The sequence below is a fragment of the Marinicauda pacifica genome (genome assembly GCF_004793635.1).
Taxonomy (GTDB): Bacteria; Pseudomonadota; Alphaproteobacteria; order Caulobacterales; family Maricaulaceae; genus Marinicauda; species Marinicauda pacifica.
In genome coordinates this window covers 399,739-419,480 of sequence record NZ_SRXV01000003.1, presented here as the reverse complement: position 1 = coordinate 419,480, position 19,742 = coordinate 399,739, and the positions used below count along the sequence as shown (strand labels likewise).

Here is a 19,742-nt window from a genome sequence, read left to right as displayed (position 1 = left end):
CGTAACTCCTATGCGGCGATCCGCAAAATTGAATACAGGGCGGCGATCCAGAGTGCGGCGCACAGCAGCGTGTTAAGCGCGAGCAGCGTCAGCTTGGAGGCCGGCTTATGGATGTAGTCCTCGATCACGACCTGGAGACCCAGGCGCATGTGATAGATTGCCGCAGTCAGGGTCGCGAGCGTCAGGATCGCGCCAAGCGGGCTGGAAAACAGCGCATAAATCGCGTCCAGACTGCCCGAGTTCAGCGCGACGGCGACCAGGAAGACCGGCAGAAGCAGGAAGAGTGCGATGGCCGACAGGCGTTGCCCGATGAAATGGCCGACGCCGGACTTGGCCGCGCCCAGACCGCGGACCTTGGAAATCGGGGTGCGGTAATCGGTCATTGTGCCACTCCCAGGGCGAGAACCCAGATCACGATGGCCGGGATGGGTGTGGCGATCATGACAAGCCAGGACACCCGATTGGCGACTTTCGGGTCGAAGCCGGCCCCGGCGTCCCACACCAGGTGACGCAGCCCGTTCAGCCAGTGATAGCTGTAGGAGAGGGTCAGCAGGAACATGACGATGCGCGTCACCCATCCCAGCGCGCCCTCGAACAGGAAGGCGATCGAGGCATAGCTCTCCGGTCCGCCCGACAGCACGATCAGGAACAAGGTGAGCGCGATCGCGCCGATATAGTTTCCGACCCCGCTGGCGCGGTGGAAGATCGAGGTCGCCATGGTGGCGTGCCAGCGCCAGATCTGAAGGTGCGGGGAGAGCGGCCTTTGGCCCTCCAGCGATGTATCGGAAGCTCTCGTGGACATGGGCAGTCGCCTTGCAATCTACACAGGCGGAAGCGCGCCTGGTCCGCGTTCCGCCGAAATACCGGAGCAGACAATAATCCGGACGAGTCGCAGGTCAACGCAAGCTCTAAGCCCTTGCGCAGCCTAGATTTGAGAATGCTTCGCGTTTGCTAGATCATGGAGCGACCTGGTGTTTGACGGAGGTCGCGGGCCACGCCACGCTCGCAAAAAAATCGGGGAGGAGCTTAACATGACAGAGTCTCGCAGCGTGGTGATTACCGGCGCATCGACCGGCATCGGCTACGCGACGGCCGCCGACCTTGCCGGCCGCGGCTGGCAGGTGTTTGCCGGAGTGCGCAAGCAGGAGGACGCCACGCGCCTCGCCGAAGCGCTGGGCGAGCGGATTGTCCCGCTGATCCTGGATGTCACCGATGCCGGCACGCTTCGCGACGGCGCGCGGGAGGTGGCGCAGCGCCTGGAGGGCCGCCCTCTGTCCGGCCTGGTCAACAATGCCGGGATTGCGGTCGCCGGGCCGATCCTGCATCTGCCCGAGGAGGAGATGACCCGCCAGCTCGACGTCAATGTGACCGGACCGTTGCGCACCGTGCAGGCTTTCGCCCCGCTTCTGGGCGCCAAGCGCGATCACGACGGGCCGGCCGGGCGGATCGTCAATATCTCATCGGTCGCGGGGTTCAGTGCCGCCCCGCTGATGGCGCCTTATTCCTGCTCCAAGCACGCGCTGGAGGCGTTTACCGAGAGTCTGCGGCGCGAGATGCTGATGTATGGCATCGAGGTGGTGGCCATCAATCCCGGGCCTATCGCCACGCCGATCTGGGACAAGGCCGAGCAGCTCGATCGCGAGCGCTATGCCGGAACCGACTATGTCGAGGCCATCGACCGGATTCTCAAATACATGCTCAAGCGGGGCCGGGACGGGCTTCCGCCCGAGCGGGTCGCCCGCGCGATCCACAAGGCGCTGACCGATCCGAAGCCGAAGCTGAATACCGTGATCACGCCGGAGCCCTTCACCCAGTGGCTGACCGGCCATTTGCCGCGCCGCAAGGTCGACCGGATGATCGCCAAGGGGCTCGGCCTGACGCCGCAAGTCCTCAAGCGCTAGCCATAAAAAGGGGCAGGCCGCATCGGCCTGCCCCTCCTGATAGGCTATCAACCAAGCAATCGCCTAGTCTTCGGCGAGCGGTCCGAGCGCGGCCTCGTTCACCTGGCCGCCTTCGACATACACCGTGCCGCCCTTCATCACGAGATCGACGTCCTGCAGCAGGCTGGGATAGGTCAGCAAGTCACCGTCCACCGCGATGATATCGGCGTACTGGCCTTCCTGAACGCGGCCCCACTGATCCTCCACGCCCATGAAGACGGACGGCCAGTAGCTTCCGGCGCGAATGGCATCCATCACCGGCACGCCGAGTTCGCGGGTCCAGATGTCGAACTCGTTCCAGGTCGACTGGCAGTGGAATTTCGTCGGGATGCCGGAATCGGTGCCGATCATCATGACCACGCCGGCCTCGCGCAGCTGCTCGAACTTGCGCTGCAGGGTCGGGCGGCGCAGCGGCGTGAGCTGCATATAGGTCAGCTGGTCGACATTCTGCAGCGAGGCCTCGATGTCCGCGATCGTGTCGTCTTCCAGGCCGCGATGCCAGCACGTGTCATCGAGCCGTTCCGGGTTGTCGCGCGTGCGCTCGTAATTCCACAGGCCTTCGATCGTGGGGGTCCAGAAAAGCGGACCGCCGCTGACCCGGCCCCGGGCGGTGCGTGCGACGAGCGCGTCCATCACATGGTCAGGATATTCCGGCGCGGTCGTCAGGCCGGTATGCTCGAAATTGTCCACGCCGATTTCGAGACCCAGAATGATCTCCTCGGGACGGTGGGAGTGACCGACCACGCGCAGTCCCCGGCTATGGGCCTCGTCCACGACGGCGCGCGCTTCCTCGCGCGTCATCTGGTCCTGGTCGACCATCTTGATCACATCGACCCCAGCATCGGCGAGGGTGCGCACATGGCGGCGCGCCTCGGCCACGCTGTCCACGCCCCAGCGATAATTGTCGGTGCCGGGATAGGGCTCGTGCTGGATGAAGGGGCCGGACACGAAGAGGCGCGGACCGGGCAGCTCGCCCGAATTGATGCGCTCGCGGATCGAGATGCTCTCTTCCAGTGGCGCGCCCAGATCGCGCGCCGTGGTGACCCCGGCCAGCAGGAGCTGGACCGCGGAGGCCGGCATGATCTCGTCTTCCATCCGGTCGGCATAGGTCGGGTGCCAGTGATCGTAGTCGGCATGGCCGTTCAGCATCAGGTGGGCATGCATCTCCCACATTCCGGGCAGGACGGTCATGGCCTCGGTGGAGATGACGTCGTAGCCGTCCGGCACGGCCAGCGTGTCCACCGTCCCGACTGCGGTAATGCGCTCGCCCTCGACCAGGATGACGCTGTTGTAAATGGGCGGCCCGCCATTTCCGTCGATCAGCGTTCCGCCGACAAGGGCCTGGCGCTCCTGGGCGGCCGCACCGGCCGCGCACAGGGCAGCGGTGCAGACCGCCACCAAAAATGCTTTAAGTTGCATAGATTTAGTCTCCCCGATATATCTTCGTGGAGCATAGACGTCATCGTGTGGTGACGTCAAAACCGGGCAGGTCTGGCCGCCGCGCCCGATTGCGTTAGAGTACCCCTCGAACAGACCCGGACATGGCCGCAGAGCGGTGTCTTGGGCCAGATCGGGGAGACGACACATGACGCACCGCCCATCTTTGTTGGCCGGCGTGCTGAGCGGGACGCTCGGCGCACTCTGTCTCGGCGGCCTGGCGCTGGCCCAGCCGGCCCAGGACTTCGAGCAGCTGGTTGAAGACTACGAAGCCTATAACGACAGCCGCGACATCATCGGCCGGGGCCGCAAGGGCGATCTGGAGGCTGCCGCCATGTGGCCGGACAGGTCCTTCGAGGCCATCACCGCGGACGATGAGCAGATGGAGGCGTTCCACGACCGCCTCGAGGACATCGACGAAACCGCGCTGGAAGGTCAGGACCGCGCCAGCTATGCGGTGCTCGACTATATCCTGTCCAACGCGGTCGCCCTGCCCGACGCCACCAGCGCGATGATGCCCTTCACCAATGATAGCGGCTTCCAGTCGATGGCGAGCTTCATTGCCATGTCGGAACGTCCGCGCACCGTCGAGCAGGCCGAGGCCTGGATTGCCCGTATCGAGGCCTTGCCGGCCCATCTTGCCCAGTACCGGGCCTGGCTCGAACGCGGCATGGAGCTCGGCTGGACACAACCCAGGGACATCCTGCCCGGCGTGGCCGATCAGCTGGATGCCCAGATCGCAGACGATCCAGCCGAAAGCGTCCTGTTCCAGCCGATCGCAAATCTGCCGGAGACGATTGGCGAGGAAGAGCGCGCGCGCCTGCGAGAGGCGGCTCTTGCCGCCATCGAAGAGGAGGCCATGCCCGCCTATCGCCAGCTGTCCGAATTCTTCCGCGAGGAATACATGCCCGCCGGGCGTGAGGAACTCGGGATCTCGAGCGTGCCGGGAGGACGCGAGTGGTACGAGAAGCTGGTGCGCTACCACACCACGCTCGACCAGACGCCTGAAGAGGTCCACCAGCGCGGCCAGGCCGAAGTCGCCCGCATCCGCGCCGAAATGGAAGAGGTGATTGCGGAGTCCGGGTTTGAGGGCAGCTTCGAGGAATTCCTCGATTTCCTGCGCACCGACGAGCAATTCTATGCCGAGACCGAGGAAGAGCTGCTGATGCACGCCGCTTGGCTGGCCAAGCAGGCGGACGATCAGATGCCGGCTTTCTTCAATCACCTGCCGCGCCTGCCCTATGGCGTGCGCCCGGTGCCGGCCTCCATCGCCCCGTCCTACACCACGGCGCGTTACTGGGGCGGCAGCCTGGAAGAGGGCCGCGCCGGCGGCTACATGGTCAACACCTACCAGCTCGACCAGCGCCCGCTCTACGAGCTGCCCGCGCTGACCCTGCACGAGGCCGTTCCGGGCCACCACCATCAGGTCGCGATCGCGCAGGAGCTGGACAACGTCCCCGAGTTCCGCCGTGAGAACTACATCACCGCCTTCGGTGAGGGCTGGGGGCTGTATTCCGAGCGCATCGGGCTCGACATGGGGATTTACGACACCCCGTACGAGCATTTCGGTCGCCTGACCTACGAGATGTGGCGTGCCTGCCGCCTGGTCGCGGACACCGGCATCCACTGGTATGGCTGGAGCCGGGATGAGGCCGAGGCCTGCTTCCTGGAAAACTCGGCCCTGTCGGAGCTGAATATCCGCAACGAGGTCAGCCGCTACATCTCCTGGCCCGGCCAGGCCCTGGCCTACAAGACGGGCGAATTGCTGATCCGCGAACTGCGCACCGACGCCGAGGAGGCGCTGGGCGAGAATTTCGATCTGGCCGAATTCCACGATGCCGTGCTGGAAGACGGCGCGCTGCCGCTGGCTTATCTTGAAGACAAGATGCGCACCTGGATCGAGGAACAGGCCCAGGAAGGCTAACCGCTGTTCATGGAGACCCCGGCCGGCCGGAAGGAGGGCCAGGGTCTCCTCGCGATGAGGCTCAGGAAATCCCGGATCGCGCGTGGCGCGTCCGGGATTTCAATGTGTGGCGGTGAGTGGCGTCTACTCCGCCGCGCGCGCCTTGGGCGCGCTCGGTGCGGCCTTGGGCTGAAGCCCCAGATCGCCGAACAGCGCATTGTCGAAGGCGGTGTCCGGGTTCGGGGTGGTCAGCAATTCCTCGCCGACGAAGATCGAGCCGGCCCCGGCCAGGAAGCAGAGCGCCTGCAATTCCTTGCTCATGCCTTCACGCCCGGCCGACAGGCGCACGACGGACCGCGGCATGACGATGCGGGAAGTCGCGATGGCGCGCACGAAGTCGATCCCGTCCAGAGGCTTCGAACCGGAGAGGGGCGTATTGTCGACATCGACGAGATGATTGATCGGCACGCTTTCAGGATGAGGGTCGAGCGCGGCAAGCTCGGCGATGAGCCCGATCCGGTCGCTCTTGTCTTCACCCATGCCCAGAATGCCGCCGCAGCACACGCTGATACCGGCCTTTCGCACGTAGGATAGTGTCTCGATCCGGTCATCCCACGTCCGGGTGGTGATGATTTTCTGATAGTATTCCGGCGAGGTATCCAGATTGTGGTTGTAGTAGTCGAGCCCGGCCTCGGCGAGCCTGTGGGCCTGGCGCTCTTCCAGCATACCCAGCGTCATGCAGGTCTCCAGACCCATTGCCTTCACGCCGGAAATCATGGCGCAGATCTTGTCCTCGTCGCGCGCCTTCAGCGAGCGCCAGGCCGCACCCATGCAGAAGCGCGTGGCGCCGCCCTGCCTTGCCCGTTCGGCCTTCTCGAGCACCGCATCGACCTCCATCAGCTTGGAGGCCTTCAGCCCGGTGTCGAAATGGGCCGATTGATTGCAATAGCCGCAATCCTCCGCGCAGCCGCCGGTCTTGATCGACAGAAGCTGGGATTTCTGCACCTCGTTGGCGCCGTGTCCCGCCTTGCGGTGAACGCTTTGTGCCGCGAATACCAGATCGTTGAAGGGAGCGTCGTGAACCGCTGAAACCTGGTCGCGGCTCCAGTCGAAGCGGGGCTCACAAAGCGTTTCGATATCGTCTAGAAGGGCGGTCATCTAACAAACTCTCCCCGAGGGCCGCGATCAAAGAGCGGCCAAACTAGAAAGGCCTGGCGGGTGTCACAAGACGGCGGCTCATCGAAAAACGCGCTGAGTGGGCTGAACCATCGCCGCGAATTGCGCCTCGCCTTCCTGCTTGTGCTGGTTCTCGTCACCGCGTTGGCGTTACGGCCGGGCGCGCCGGGGCACACCAGTATTCTTGGATGGGACAAGCTGGACCATATCAGCGCCTTTGGCGCGCTTGCCCTGCTCGCGCGCATGGGATGGCCCAAATGGCGCTGGGTCTACCCGGCGATCGCGCTTGCAGGCTACGGCCTCTTGATCGAACTGGTGCAGGCCAGCCCGCTGATTCATCGCACGGCTTCTGTCGCGGATCTGGTGGCCGATGCGATCGGCATCGCGCTGGGAATGGCCCTGGCGTTCGGGATCGAGCGCGTGCTGAGGCTGTTCAACCGATGAGGGCTGCGCCCTACGCGCCCTATCGTTCCGGGCCGCCCCGCTTTCAGGTGGCCCTGGCGCCGATTGCGCTGGACGACTGGCTGCAGCCGGATATCGAGGCTGCGACGCTGGACGCGCGCAGGCACTGGCTGAACCGGCCGGAGACCTGCTACCGCCGCGATGCGAACGCGGCGCAGAGCGAGACCGAAGCAGCCCGGCTGGTCATGGGCGCATCGGGTAGTCCGCCCCCTCACCGGAAGCTCTGCCTGATCGACGCCGCACGCCAGGTCAGCGACGATCTCGTGGTTCTGGACCGGGTGGACGAAGTCTGGACCGTGACATCACTCATTCTGACCAGCCCGACTTTCTTTTCCGTCGACCAGGCCTTTGGTGCGGGCCTTGGCGTCCTGCACGGCCCCGTCCCGGGCGGAGACAAGCTCTCGCACCGCATTGCGCGCATCTTCGACCATCTCCAGCCCGACACGGTGCTGGAGCGCTTTAACTGGACGCTTCAGCCGGGCGCCGACCGGTTCACACCCGACAGCGCGCCGCTGATCGAGCGGGCGAAATGCGCCGGGCCGGCCGATGCCGCGCGCCTGCTTCATTTGCGCGTCGAGCGCCAGACGATCCGGCGATTGCCCGACAGCGGAGGTGTCCTCTTCACGATCCGCGTGTCCATCGACCCGGTCGCCGCCATCGCATCCAGCGACCGGGCCGCCCTGGCTTCCGCCTGGCGCGGTATCAGTGAGCAGGGCCACCGCTACAAGCGGTGGGACGCGATCGATCCGCTGGCCAATACCCTGTTCGCGGAATGGGGTGTCTAGCGCGCCTCCTGTGTACCACACACCGATCGTCGCAAGAAAAAGCCCCGGCGGTTGCGCCGGGGCTTTTCAGACAGGTCCAGGCCGAAGCGATCAGGACTTCGGGTCGGGCGTGTCGTCGCTGGCGCTCGGCGCCGGAATGGGCGTTTCGCTCTCTCCCAGCTTGTGATCGCCCTTGTCGCCGGGGCGGGCTCCGTGCTGCTTGGCGATCGCGAAGATGGTGCCGGACAGCGCGAGGAGCGCAATCAGGTTGGGCGCGGCCATCATTCCGTTACCGATGGAGGCCACCGTCCAGGCGAGGTCGTTGGTCCAGACCGCCCCGATGAACACGACCACGCACCACATGATGCGGTAGGGGAAGATGAACTTCGTTCCGACCATGAATTCCAGCGCGCGCTCGCCGTAGAGCGCCCAGCCGAGAATGGTGGTGAAGGCGAAGACCATCAGACCGATGGTGACGATCCATTCCCCGCCCGGAAGCGCAGCTCCGAACGACTGTGCCGTCACGTCGGCGGCCGAGGCGATGCCCGATTGCCAGACCCGGTCGGTGTCGCCGAGAACGGTCGCGTCGGTCGCGGCCGCGATAGCCAGAGGATCGAGATCCACACCTGCCGCTTCGCAGGCCCGCAATGCGGCGGCGACCTGGGCGCCACCGTCTGCGATCGTCGCTTCGCGGCCCGACAGGTCCGATTGCGGAGCGGCGAGATAAAGCCCCGTGATCGTTCCGCCCTCGGGCGCCTGAAGCAGGCCCTGCGCTTCGCACTGGCCCAATGCGGCCCGGGCCGGATTGTACTGGAAATTGCCTGTTGCGGTGAGGATGACCAGCGCGGTCATCGTGCACACGACAATGGTGTCGATGAAGGGGCTCAGCATGGCAATCGAGCCCTGCCGGTGGGGATTTCGGGTCTGCGCGCTGGCGTGGGCAATCGCGGCCGAACCCAGACCGGCCTCGTTGGAGAAGCTGCCGCGATTGGCCCCTTCCCGGATCGCCGCGGCAAAGGCGGCGCCGATGAAGCCGCCGGCTGCGGCAGTGCCGGAGAAGGCTTCGGTGAAGATCGAGGCAAAGGCCGCAGGCACGGCCCCGAAATTGGTCGCCAGCACGGCGATGGAGCCCACGATGTAGGCCAGCGCCATGAAGGGGACCAGCACAGAGGCGACCCGGGCGATCGATTTCACCCCGCCCACGATGACGAAGAAGACCAGCAGCGCCAGGATGGCGCCGGTGACGACGACCGGAATGCCGATATTGGACTCAAACAGCGCGGCTACCGAATTGGATTGGACCAGGTTGCCGGTGCCGAACGCCGCGATGGCCGTGAACAGGGCAAAGAGCCAGGCCAGCCAGAGCCACTTCTTGCCGAGCCCGTTCTTGATGTAATACATCGGGCCGCCGACATGCTCGCCACGGTCGTCGACTTCGCGGTATTTCACCGCCAGGACGGCCTCGGAGTATTTCGTCGCCGATCCGACCAGCGCCGTCATCCACATCCAGAAGACGGCGCCAGGGCCGCCCAGGGTGATTGCCGTGGCGACGCCGGCGATGTTGCCGGTGCCGATCGTGGCTGAAAGCGCGGTGAACAATGCGGCCAGCGGGCTGATCTCGCCTTCGCTCTCATCCTCCTTGTTCGGCTTGGAGAACATCATCATGAACGCCGCCGGGAGGCGGTAGACCGGCATGAATTTCAGGCCGATCGTCAGGTACAGGCCCGTACCGAAAAGAAGCGCCACGAGGACCGGGCTCCAGACCCAGCCATCGACCGCTTCCAGAATCGATTGAAGTTTTTCCATCCGTTTCACGGACCCCCTTATGAACCCTTCAAGACACTAGGCGGGGGGTCTTCGGCACGGCAAGCGCTTTCTGGCTGCCAGGGATCGCGGATCGGGCGAGGCTTGGCCTCGCTCCGCGTCACGCCTGGCCGGCCCGTCTTGCGTGCGCCGCGCTCCCCCGCGTGCAACACATCCGGTGCGGACCTTAGCGCGATCGCGCCAGATTCAAAGCGTTCGCCTGCACCGGAATCTGTCAGTTGTCCGGGCCGGCAGTTCCGCTGGCGGCATCCGGAGCGACCGGGGTGATGGCAAAAACACCCCATGCCCACAAATCATCTTCCATATCGGCCAGCTCGCCGCGGTTCGACCGGGGCCAGACGAGCATGAGCGGGCCGAGCCCGCCTGTTGCCAGGGCGCGGCCGTCCGCCCTCATCGCCAGAATAGGCTCGTGCCGGTCGATCATGCGCGCATCGATCTCGGCCTCGTACCCGTCAAATCCGGTCAGGCGCACGCTTGTATCCGGCCGCACGCCAGCCTCGGCCAGGACGGCGGACAGGCGCGGTCCCTCGAACACCCGCGCCCGGCTGCCGGCTGGAAAGTCACTCTCGATCTGGCGCCAGCGCAGGCTGGCCAGGTCCTGCCGGGTGAAGGTGCGGGCGTCCTGGGTGGGAATCGAATAGGTGACATACAGCCCCTCCGCGTCCGGGGCCTCTTCGCCCGGTTCGGGCGCCTGGGCCACGATCAGCAGGACCGGGCCGTTCAGCTCGGGCGCCGGATCGCCCGGCCCGCATGCCGTCACGCTGCCCAGGGTCAGGGCCGACAGCAGGAGTGGTAGTAGTGGTAGTAGGAAGCGCATGGACGATTTTCCTTCACGAACCACGCCGCAGGCTAGCGCGGGGAGGCGTCTCCCGCCAAGGATTCGTTGAGCCAGGCCGCAAAGCGGGCATGGGCCTGCCGCGTCGCGTCCTCATCATACTCCATGCGCGGGTCGAAAGGCTGGTCGGGCGCGTCGAACGCATGGGTCAGGCCCTCATACAGCGTCCAGTCGATCGCCGCGCCGTGCTGGCCCTGACGCTCGAACACCTGTGCGCACGCATTCGGGTTCGCGATGCGGTCCTTCTCCACCAGCCAGGCCGTGACCGGAATGTCCGCCACGATCGGCTCGCGGTCTGCGCGTATGATCCAGCCACAATACGGGTAGACCAGCAGCACCCCGCGCACCCCCTCCAGAGGTACTGCCGGCAGGCGTTCCAGTCCGGGCGGCGCCGCTGCGTCCCGCGCGTAGCTCAGCGCATCGAGCAGGGTCCAGCCGCCATGGCTCCAGCCGGCGAGCGCGATCCGCTCGCCATCGATCCGCGGATCATTGCGGGCGATCTGGAGCGCGGAGAATACATCGCCGGCCCGCGCCTGACCGCGCATGCGCAATCCGGTGCAAACCAGCAGGCGCCCGGCCAGGCGTCCGATTCCGCGTGCGGCGTGCGAATCGACCACCAGCGCGGCCACGCCGGCCCGGTTGGCCGCATCCGCGTACTCGCTTTGCTGTTGGCGCACTCCGCCGCAGCCGGAGAACAGGATCACCGCGGGAACCGGTTCCTCCCCCTCCTCGGGCCAATAGAATTCGATATGAGGTTCCAGCCAGCCGGCCCGCTCCGCCCCGCTTTCGGGTGCGCGCATCAGGGCGCTGGCCAGCAGACCGGCGAGGCAGGCAAGGACTAACCGCGTACTCTGCAAGCGCCCCTGCATCCTCCCTCGACCTAATGGCGGAAGTGGCGCATGCCGGTGAAGACCATCGCCAGCCCGGCCTCGTTCGCCGCTGCGATGACTTCCTCGTCCCGGATCGATCCGCCCGGCTGGATGATTGCCGTGGCACCGGCTTCGATGGCGGTCTTCACCCCGTCTGCGAACGGGAAGAACGCATCCGACGCGCAGACAGAGCCTTCGGTCATCGGGGCCACCCAGTCATTCTCGCGTGCCGATTCCTCGGCCTTGCGCAAAGCCAGCCGCGCGGCTTCCAGTCGGCTGGTCTGGCCCATGCCGATCCCGGCGGTCGTGAGATCCTTGGCATAGACGATTGCATTCGATTTCACGTGCTTGACCACCGTCCAGGCAAACATCAGATCGGCGAGCTCGTCCTCGCTCGGAGCCCGTTCGGTTACCGTCTTGAGCGCGCTCTGCGCGATGCGGCCGCGGTCGCGCTCCTGAACGAGGAGCCCGCCGGCCACCGACTTGACCATCCAGCCCGGCTGGGTTGGGTCGGCCAGCTTTCCGGTCAGCATGACGCGGACATTCTTCTTGCCCGACAGGATATCGAGGGCGGCGTCCTCGGCAGCCGGGGCAATGACGACTTCACAGAAGATCTTCGCGATCCGGTCGGCGGTCTCGGCATCGATCCGGCGGTTGAGCGCGATGATGCCGCCGAACGCGCTGACGGGGTCGGCTGAGAACGCCTTCTCATATGCGTCGGCCAGCGTCTCGGCGGTCGCGACGCCACATGGATTGGCATGCTTGACGATAACCGCCGCGGCGCGCTCTTCGGGATTGAACTCGCTGACCAGCTCGAAGGCCGCGTCGGCATCGGCGAGATTGTTATAGGACAGTTCCTTGCCCTGGGCCTGGCGGGCGGATGCAACGCCGGGGCGCTTTTCCGGCGTGGCGTAGAGGGCCGCTTTCTGGTGGGGATTTTCCCCGTAGCGCAGGCTTTTCAGCAGAGGGCCGCCCTGGGTGAAGCAGGCTTGACTGGGCTCCTCCACCTCTTCGGCGAGACGCTGGGCGATCGCTGCGTCGTAGGCTGCGGTACGCGCAAACGCCTTGGCCGCCAGCTTGCGGCGCAAGTTCAAAGGAGTCTGCCCGTCATTGGCGTCCATGGCGGCAAGCACGCTGTCGAGATCTTCGCCGTCCACACAGACGCAGACATGGGCCTGGTTCTTGGCCGCGGCCCGGATCATCGCTGGGCCGCCGACATCGATCTTGGCGATGCACCCGGCCAGGTCGGTGCCGGAGGCGACGGCTTCCTCGAACGGATAGAGATTGACCATCAACAGATCGATCTGGGGAATGCCGTGTTCCTCCATCGAGGCGAGGTCGCCCTCCTGATCGCGCCGGGCCAGCAGCCCGCCGTGAATTCGCGGATGCAGGGTTTTTACCCTGCCGTCCATCATCTCCGGGTATTGCGTGATCTCAGAGGCGTCGCGCGCCTTCAGACCAGCTTCGGTCAGCGCCTTGAGCGTTCCTCCGGTGGAAATAAGTTCCACCCCGGCTTTGGACAGGCGCCGCGCGCGTTCGACCAGTCCGCTCTTGTCAGAGACAGAAATCAGGGCGCGCTTGACGGGGTAGAGATCGGTATCAGCCATGACGAGGGGCTCCGGGCCTTCAAGGACTGTTGGGGAAGCGCGCCTGATACCACTTCTAGCCGCGCGCCGAAAGCCGCCCGGCCAGCGACATCACGCCCTCCGGCAACCCCATTGCGACAATATCGTCGAGCGCCTTCAGAAGTACCGTGCGGTCACGTGAATCGGCCGCCTCGCTCAACGCCTCCAGGCTCTTGTTCAGAATCGCCATGTCGGTAATCGGGCCGCTGGCGCGCAAGACACCGGCCGTGGGTGAGGGCTCGAGCGTCTCGAAGGCATGGGCGAGATCCTCGTGCATTTTCTCGCCCGGACGCATTCCGATGAACTTTATCTCGATGTCCCGGCCGGGCTCCTTGCCTCTCAGCCGTATCAGCTGGCGGGCCAGACGCGCGATCGGCACGGGATCGCCCATGTCCAGCACGAAGAGCGAGCCCTGCGGGGCGAGCCCGTTGGCACATTGTGCCGCCGCATCGAGCACCAGCGAGGCCGCCTCCTCCACCGTCATGAAATAGCGCGTCATCTTTTCGTGGGTGACCGTGACCGGGCCGCCGCGTTCGATCTGGCGTTCGAACAGCGGAACGACGGAGCCGTTAGACGCCAGAACATTGCCGAAGCGGACCGCGCACAGGCGCGTCTCCGGGTTCTGTGCCGCGCGCGAGGCGATATAGATTTCGGCGCACCGCTTGCTGGCTCCCATGACCGAGAGCGGATCGACGGCCTTGTCGGTCGAGATCAGGACCAGGGCTTCGGCCTTCGCGTTGATCGCCGCCTCGGTCAGGGTCTGGGTGCCAATCACGTTGGTGCGGGCGGCTTCAAACGGATTGCTTTCGCTCAAAGGAACATGCTTGAGCGCCGCGGCGTGCAGCACGATCTGCGGACGTGTGGTTTCGAAGACATGGCGCATGGACGCCTTGTTGCGCACATCGACCAGCAGGCTCTGCCAGGGGAAATCGCGCGGCTCGGCGCGCAGCTCCATGTCGATTTCGTAAAGGTGGGATTCGGCACAGTCGACCAGGATCAGCTCAGCCGGCTCGGACTTGATGACGTGGCGCACCAACTCTCCGCCAATCGTTCCGCCTGCCCCGGTAACGAGCACGCGCTTGCCTGCCACGAGAGCCTGCGCGCCGGCTCGCGCGAGGGAGCGCGGCGGGCGCGAGAGCAGGTCGGCGGCTTCCACCTGAGTGAACGCCGCTGCGCCTTCTCCCCGGCGCGCACGCGTCAGGCTGGCGCCGGTCTTGCCGGCCACCTTGGCACACAGATTGACCAGGGCCGGATCAGCTTCGGGATCCGCGATCACGATACGCACGCTGGCAGCCGAGCCCTTGGCGAGCGTGACCGCGCGCTCCAGCTGATCGGTTCCGCCCAGGACCGGCACGCCTTGAAGGGCGCGCCCGGCCGTGTCGCCGCCGGTATCGATCACGGCGCGAAAGCGGAAGACCGGTCCCCCGGTGCGCCGGTATTGTTCGCGCAACACCTCGGCGACACGCTGAGTATTGCCGACCAGGACCGCAGGCGGCTGGTCCCGGCGTTCGAACCGGACGAGGGAGCGCAGATCGCCCGATGTCCAGGCGGCAACGAAGAGGCGCGGCAGGATCTGGGCCGCGGCCATCACCGGGACGGAGATCAGCAGGCTGGAGCGTGGGAAGTCATCCAGGCGCGTGGAGAGGAAGAAGATGGGCAGAAAGATAAGATGGGCTAGCAGGACGCCCTGCAGGACACGAACCACGTCGTTGACCGCGGTATAGCGCCAGATCGCCCGGTGCGCGCGCAGGCTCCAGAACACGGCCGCGCACACACCTGCGAAGATAATGCTGGCATACCACTCTATCGGACCGGGCGGCGTGCGGCCCGGCTCGAGCAGGTATCGCAGGGAAATACTGGCATACATGGCCGCGCCGCCGGCCAGCGTATCGAAGACCAGCACCAGCCAGGGCGTTGCGAGCCCGGCGGTCAGCCTTGCGCGGTCATTGGATGCCGATCGCCGTCTCCCCATGAATCCCCTCAACCTGCACTTCCCATCCGGCCAAGGCGCTGGAACGCCCAACGCACTCGGTTCGGAGGCCTGTCTCCGCCACCATAGGGCTCTGCGTCACCGGATACCACCAGTTGTGTGGTCCGTTCCGGCGGTGCGCCCGCAGCCAGGTAGACCGATCGCTCCAGACGGACCGTGCCGCCATCGGTGCGAAAGCGCCAGCCTTCCCCATTGGGCTGCACGAGAAGGGCGCTCAGCGCATCGCGCGAGAGCGAGGCGCGCACATCGGGATGCAGGTGAAAGCGGATCGCGAACGTATATCGTTCCTCCGGATTGTCAGGAGGACCGTCCCCGACCGGCCGGAAGAGCCCGTCCTCGCCGCGCAGATCGCCCCCGTCCGCAGCCAGGAATATCCGCCGGCGCAGGGACAGGCCGAAGCGCTTGCGATAGCCGTCATGGGTCGCTTCCAGCCAGATACCGAGGTCTTCCTCATTGCGCCGCGCCTTGACCGGGTCGGGCCCGTGAACCAGGCGCGGCCCGAGCAGGGCGCGTTTCCAGCCGGGTTGAAGCAGGCGGGCAGAGGAAGTTTCTTCCAGCGTTAGCACCGAATGGGCCGCTGTGGCGCGTACAGGCTCGCGCCACGAGCCTGGCTGCGCGTTCGACCAGCCGCAATTGACCACCAGCTTGCCGCCCGGGCTAGCCATCTCGAAGGCGAGCGCACTGGCGTGGCTTTCTGCGGCGTTGACTCCGCGCGGCGGGCTGGCCCCGTCCAGAATGATCTCGATGCCGCCGGCGCTTGCCTTGTGGTAGCCCGAATGCGGCGCGACATTGAAGCCGCGCTTGTCCAGCTTGACCAATGCCTTGGCCGCGTCCAGCGCGCGCAGATCGCCTTCCCCGCCACCGTGAAAGGCGGCCAGACCACCTTCCAGACGACAGAATGAGAGGAAAGGAGCGATCCGGTCGAGGGCTCGGCGTACCTCGTCGTCCAGCGTCACCCCTCGCCGGTCGGCCGCCTGGTCCAGACGGGCGAGAGCGATGAAGATCTCGCTCGCCGTTTCCGGATTGCGGCTGACATGCCCGCCATCTGGCAGAATCTGGGTCTTCAAGGCTGCCGCCAGCAGCGTGTCGGCCTCGCGCAGGATGCTGTCGCCGGGCTCAAGGCAAATCGCGGCAAGGCACAAGGTGATTGCGCCCTGCAGGCGTTCGCGGTCGCGCGCCATGAGGGGAAGGGCCCGGCGCAGTCTCCTGGCCATGCGCGAGGCGGCACTCAACCGGGCAGTAATCAGCGAGGGCTCGTCGCTCTCGAAAAGCAAATTGCCTGCCCATAGCCAGGCGTCCAGGCGCCGGGCGGTCACGGACGGGCTCCAGGCAAACCAGTTCCACTGACCGAACTGCTCAAGCCAGTCGTCCGTCAGGGTTCGTGCCATCAGTCCGGCTTCGGGATCTTCGACGCTGGACAGGTCCTTCAGCCAGTCGAACCCGTGCAGGCCGGCGGCGAAGCGGCGCGATGGCGCGGGACGCGCCCAGATGCTGTCGCCGGGCGCGACCTGCAACGTGTCGCCTGCCAGGGTAAATCGCCCCGCCAGGATCGCGGCACCGGCCGCCTTATTGCCGGAGGACAGGCGCTTGGGTTCGATGAGCAGCCGGTCCGGACTTTGACCCGACAGCACGGCCATGCGGTAAAGTGGCACCGCATTGGCAAAATCGGAGGCTTCGCGCCGGACGAGCCGGACCACGGCCCCTGCCATTTCGCCCGTCGTAATCTGTTCGCCCATAGCCGGGTTATTTGCCTCGCAGCGCGTCGATATTCGACTTGTAGCGGTCCGGTCCGTCCTTGAATACCGCTGATCCGGCCACCAGCGCATCCGCGCCCGCGGCCACGCAGCGTTTCGCCGTCTCTGGGTTCACCCCGCCATCGACTTCGATCAACGTCGCAAGGCCCCGCTTGTCGATGCGCGCTCTCAGGGTCTCGATCTTGCGCAGCTGATCGTCGATGAAGCTTTGCCCGCCAAAGCCGGGATTGACGCTCATGACCAGAACGAGGTCGAGCGAGTCCAGCACATAATCGATGATGTCCGGGCTGGTCGACGGGTTCAGGGCAGCCCCCGCCTTTGCGCCGGCGGCCTTGATGGTCTGGACCGTGCGGTGAAAATGCGGCCCTGCCTCGGGATGCGCCGTGATCTGGTTTGCGCCCGCGTCCACGAAGGCCTCGATGTAGGGATCGATGGGTGCGATCATGAGATGCACGTCGAAGGGCTTGTCCGACCAGGCCCGGATCGCCTTCACGACCGCCGGCCCGATGGTCAGGTTCGGCACAAAGTGACCGTCCATCACATCCACGTGAATCCAGTCGGCTCCCGCCTCGTCGATGGCTTTCACCTCTTCGCCCAGTCGGGCGAAGTCGGCGGACAGGATGGAGGGCGAAATCAGGGGGGTGTGGCTCATGAACGTCGAATATCAGCGCCCCCCGGGCAGGGCAAGCCGGTGCGCAGCCGATGCAGCGCTCTTACGTTTGTTAAACAGGTTCAGGTCTAGAGTGAGGGCTCTCTCTGTGCGCCGTGAGCCCGAATGCAAAAAGCGATTTCAAAATGGATCCGGGAGGTCCGTCAGGGCAACAGCACCCCTCAGGGCCTCCCCGAGGAAGTCGTCTTCCGTCAGAAGATCGGCCGCTGGGTCGAATTCAAGCGTCAGCATCTCTACTTTGCCCAAACGCTCAACAGTCTGATCAACGGGCATTCCAGCCAGCTCAATCTCATCAAGCATGCGATGCTGTGCCAGGCTGAAATCGAGGAGATGCGTCCAGCCGGGGCAGAGGCGCCGCAGGGTGATCTGAGCCTGGAGACCGTGTTCTGGCGCTTGCCCCTGCCGACCTTCAGTACGCTTTACCGGCTTGTAAACTCGCGCGCCTTCAGCGAGGAGGCCCTCGACATCCTGATCGAGGGACGCAACATCAAGATTACCGAGACGATTCTCGTGGCGGCTTCAGTTCGCATCGCCCCTTGCGATCACCTGTTTGCGCGTATCGCCGAGGACCGCAAGTTCGAGGGCGCCGACCGCGCCGGTCGTCATACGTCGGAAATCACCGGCCTGCACAACGACATCCTCAAATTCTACCGCTCTGCGCTGCGTGCCAACGGCGTGGTCTAGCCGGTCGGACGTAGCAGGCGCGCGATGTAGAACCCGTCGATGCCACCGACCTCGCGCCACATGTCAGGCCGGGTGCGAAGCGCCCCTTCCGCGTCGATTGCGTCTTCCAGGCCAGGGACTTCTTCCGGCCGGATGGGGTCAAGTCGTGCTTCGGGGTTGCGCTTCAGAAAACCGGCGATCTGCTTCTCGCCTTCCTGGGGTTCAAGCGAGCAGGTGCAATAGACCAGACGGCCTCCGGGACGGATCAGCTTGTAGGCTGCGGTCAGAAGGCTCGCCTGCACGGAAGCCAGGCTGGCAATGTCGGCCTGTGTCTTGGCCCAGGCTGCATCAGGGCGGCGCCGCAGCGTGCCGGTTGCACTGCATGGTGCGTCCAGCAGGGCACCGTCGAGGGGTTCGTCCGGCTGCCACTGGGCCGCATCGGCCGCCTCGACCGTCGCCGAAAGCCGGGTCCGTTCCAGATTGTCGTAGAGGGCCTTGAGCCGTTTCGGGGCGCGGTCGACCGCGAATGTCTGCGCGCCGCTGGCAGCAATCTGCAGGGTCTTTCCGCCCGGTGCGGCGCAAAGGTCCGCAATACGTTCGCCCGGTTGAGGCGCCAGAATTCGAACCGGCAAGGTCGCAGCTGCGTCCTGGATCCACCACCGGCCCTCTTCAAACCCCGGGATGCCGGTCGGGTCGCGCGTTTCGGACAGGCGGACCGTCCCGTTGGGCAGGCAGATCCCGTCAAGCTCGTCGGCCAGGGCTTCGGCCTCGCCCGGCACTTTGAGCGTCAGGTCCAGCGGCGGGTGAACCGATCGGGCCCGGGCCATCGCGCGCGCCGTCTTGACGCCATAGGCCTTTGACCAGGCGTCGGAGAGCCAGTCGGGCAGGTCGTGCAGCGGGTCCGCCGCCTCGAACGCCCCGCGGCCGCGCTCGGAAATCCGGCGCAGCACGGCATTGGCAAGCCCGGCAAAGCGTTCGCATTCCGCGTCGGCGCGCATCACGGTGACCCAGGCATCAACGACGGCATGGGGCGCGTTGTTGAGGACCATCAACTCCCCGGCGCCGCACACCAGCACGAGATGCGCGCGCAGCGCGCTGTCGGGCAGGGGCTTGTCCAGGAATGCGTTGAGGGCTGCCTCCAGCGCTCCCTTGCGCCGGACCGCAGCCGCGGCAATCGCACGGGCGAAGGCGCGATCGCGCGGTTCCAGCCGCTTGTGGTCCGGGTGACTCGCCAAGGCGTGATCCATGGGCGCGCCCTTGGTGAAGACGCCCATGACAGCATCCAGCGCGATGGCGCGCGGGCCCAGATTTCGAGTGTCGGGTTTGGTCTTGCCGCCGTCCGGCTTCGTCGTCTTGCTCATGACAGCGCCCTTACACGCAAACACCCGGCCTGTGAAAGCCGGGTGTCAGTTTTTCCGTCTGCGGGACGGATCACAAGGCTGGCGCTAAGTGCCGCGTTCGGCGGCACTGCGCTGGCCGCGCTTCTCGTCCGGGTTACGGTACTCGCCGCGCTGACCATCGTCGTTCTCGTCTTTCTTGGGCGTGTGCTGCTCTTCGCTCGCATGCACGCGTGTCTTCTGGCCCTCGACGCCGAGCTGTTGCTTGAGCTCGTCCTTGGTGCCGATACCCCGGGCAATGTCGCCGCCGGACCGGGATACGTCCGGGTTGCCGGCAGGGCGATCGCCGCGGGTTTCAGAGGTCTCGAGCTGCTCCTGGCGCGTTGTTGCGCCGGTGGTCTGGCGTGCCGTCTTTTCTTTGTCGAGGTCGGGTTTGGGGGTCGGACCGCTCATCGCTCGTCCTTTCCGTTTGCCTGTAGGGAGTGTCCCTGAA

General features: G+C 65.7%; 18 protein-coding genes. 5 read left to right on the top strand and 13 right to left on the bottom strand.

Annotation, left to right across the window (positions count from 1 at the left end):
• Positions 1 to 8 precede the first annotated feature (8 nt).
• Both sdhD and sdhC read right to left on the bottom strand, forming a co-directional pair.
• Entirely contained in the window at positions 9 to 383 is a 375-nt protein-coding gene (gene sdhD / locus E5162_RS11930; protein WP_135945478.1) for a succinate dehydrogenase, hydrophobic membrane anchor protein, read from the bottom strand.
• Positions 380 to 802 carry a succinate dehydrogenase, cytochrome b556 subunit gene (sdhC, locus tag E5162_RS11925; protein WP_135945477.1) on the bottom strand — a complete coding sequence of 141 codons (423 nt, stop codon included), beginning with the start codon at positions 800 to 802 and terminating at the stop codon, positions 380 to 382. The genes sdhD and sdhC overlap by 4 nt, the downstream gene beginning before the upstream one ends.
• Before the next feature lie 229 nt (positions 803 to 1,031).
• On the opposite strand from sdhC, the gene E5162_RS11920 reads away from it, so the two are divergent.
• The gene (locus tag E5162_RS11920; RefSeq protein WP_135945476.1) at positions 1,032 to 1,901 is read left to right on the top strand and encodes an SDR family oxidoreductase; all 870 of its coding nucleotides are present in this window, start codon (positions 1,032 to 1,034) and stop codon (positions 1,899 to 1,901) included.
• Between the two features lie 63 nt (positions 1,902 to 1,964).
• Here E5162_RS11920 and E5162_RS11915 read toward each other — a convergent pair whose 3' ends face one another.
• Positions 1,965 to 3,359 (bottom strand): amidohydrolase family protein, encoded by a 1,395-nt coding sequence (locus tag E5162_RS11915; RefSeq protein WP_135945475.1) that lies wholly within the window; start codon positions 3,357 to 3,359, stop codon positions 1,965 to 1,967.
• Positions 3,360 to 3,525: 166 nt separating this feature from the next.
• On the opposite strand from E5162_RS11915, the gene E5162_RS11910 reads away from it, so the two are divergent.
• On the top strand, positions 3,526 to 5,301 hold the full coding sequence (locus E5162_RS11910; protein WP_135945474.1) for a DUF885 domain-containing protein: 1,776 nt from the start codon (positions 3,526 to 3,528) through the stop codon (positions 5,299 to 5,301).
• Positions 5,302 to 5,424: 123 nt separating this feature from the next.
• Here the strand turns inward: E5162_RS11910 and bioB are convergent, their stop codons facing one another.
• Entirely contained in the window at positions 5,425 to 6,438 is a 1,014-nt protein-coding gene (bioB, locus tag E5162_RS11905; RefSeq protein WP_135945473.1) for a biotin synthase BioB, read from the bottom strand.
• A gap of 60 nt (positions 6,439 to 6,498) precedes the next feature.
• Between bioB and E5162_RS11900 the strand changes: the two genes are divergently transcribed.
• Both E5162_RS11900 and E5162_RS11895 read left to right on the top strand, forming a co-directional pair.
• On the top strand, positions 6,499 to 6,900 hold the full coding sequence (locus tag E5162_RS11900) for a VanZ family protein (protein ID WP_206751109.1): 402 nt from the start codon (positions 6,499 to 6,501) through the stop codon (positions 6,898 to 6,900).
• The gene (locus E5162_RS11895; RefSeq protein ID WP_135945472.1) at positions 6,897 to 7,703 is read left to right on the top strand and encodes a heme-dependent oxidative N-demethylase subunit alpha family protein; all 807 of its coding nucleotides are present in this window, start codon (positions 6,897 to 6,899) and stop codon (positions 7,701 to 7,703) included. Before E5162_RS11900 ends, E5162_RS11895 begins: the two co-directional genes overlap by 4 nt.
• A 90-nt stretch (positions 7,704 to 7,793) precedes the next feature.
• Here E5162_RS11895 and E5162_RS11890 read toward each other — a convergent pair whose 3' ends face one another.
• The 7 genes from E5162_RS11890 to rpe all read right to left on the bottom strand — a co-directional run bounded on the left by E5162_RS11890 (position 7,794) and on the right by rpe (position 17,231).
• A complete protein-coding gene (locus tag E5162_RS11890) occupies positions 7,794 to 9,488 on the bottom strand; it encodes an alanine/glycine:cation symporter family protein (protein ID WP_135945471.1) in 1,695 nt (564 codons plus the stop codon).
• 232 nt (positions 9,489 to 9,720) lie between these two features.
• Positions 9,721 to 10,323, bottom strand: a complete 603-nt coding sequence (locus tag E5162_RS11885; protein WP_135945470.1) for a molybdopterin-dependent oxidoreductase — start codon at positions 10,321 to 10,323, stop codon at positions 9,721 to 9,723.
• 32 nt (positions 10,324 to 10,355) lie between these two features.
• Positions 10,356 to 11,198, bottom strand: coding sequence for a dienelactone hydrolase family protein (locus tag E5162_RS11880; protein WP_158291297.1), 843 nt, complete (start codon positions 11,196 to 11,198; stop codon positions 10,356 to 10,358).
• Between the two features lie 23 nt (positions 11,199 to 11,221).
• A complete protein-coding gene (gene purH / locus E5162_RS11875; RefSeq protein ID WP_135945468.1) occupies positions 11,222 to 12,817 on the bottom strand; it encodes a bifunctional phosphoribosylaminoimidazolecarboxamide formyltransferase/IMP cyclohydrolase in 1,596 nt (531 codons plus the stop codon).
• Positions 12,818 to 12,872: 55 nt separating this feature from the next.
• Positions 12,873 to 14,807 (bottom strand): nucleoside-diphosphate sugar epimerase/dehydratase, encoded by a 1,935-nt coding sequence (locus tag E5162_RS11870; protein ID WP_135945467.1) that lies wholly within the window; start codon positions 14,805 to 14,807, stop codon positions 12,873 to 12,875.
• A gap of 8 nt (positions 14,808 to 14,815) precedes the next feature.
• A complete protein-coding gene (locus E5162_RS11865) occupies positions 14,816 to 16,561 on the bottom strand; it encodes a heparinase II/III family protein (protein WP_135945466.1) in 1,746 nt (581 codons plus the stop codon).
• 7 nt (positions 16,562 to 16,568) lie between these two features.
• Positions 16,569 to 17,231, bottom strand: coding sequence for a ribulose-phosphate 3-epimerase (rpe, locus tag E5162_RS11860; protein ID WP_135945465.1), 663 nt, complete (start codon positions 17,229 to 17,231; stop codon positions 16,569 to 16,571).
• 123 nt (positions 17,232 to 17,354) lie between these two features.
• Here rpe and E5162_RS11855 point away from each other — a divergent pair, with 123 nt between their 5' ends.
• Positions 17,355 to 17,933: a hypothetical protein gene (locus E5162_RS11855; protein ID WP_135945464.1), complete on the top strand. Its 579-nt coding sequence runs from the start codon at positions 17,355 to 17,357 to the stop codon at positions 17,931 to 17,933.
• Here the strand turns inward: E5162_RS11855 and E5162_RS11850 are convergent.
• Positions 17,930 to 19,273, bottom strand: coding sequence for an RsmB/NOP family class I SAM-dependent RNA methyltransferase (locus tag E5162_RS11850; RefSeq protein WP_135945463.1), 1,344 nt, complete (start codon positions 19,271 to 19,273; stop codon positions 17,930 to 17,932). The genes E5162_RS11855 and E5162_RS11850 overlap by 4 nt on opposite strands.
• Positions 19,274 to 19,357: 84 nt before the next feature.
• The gene (locus tag E5162_RS11845) at positions 19,358 to 19,702 is read right to left on the bottom strand and encodes a hypothetical protein (protein WP_135945462.1); all 345 of its coding nucleotides are present in this window, start codon (positions 19,700 to 19,702) and stop codon (positions 19,358 to 19,360) included.
• Positions 19,703 to 19,742 lie beyond the last annotated feature (40 nt).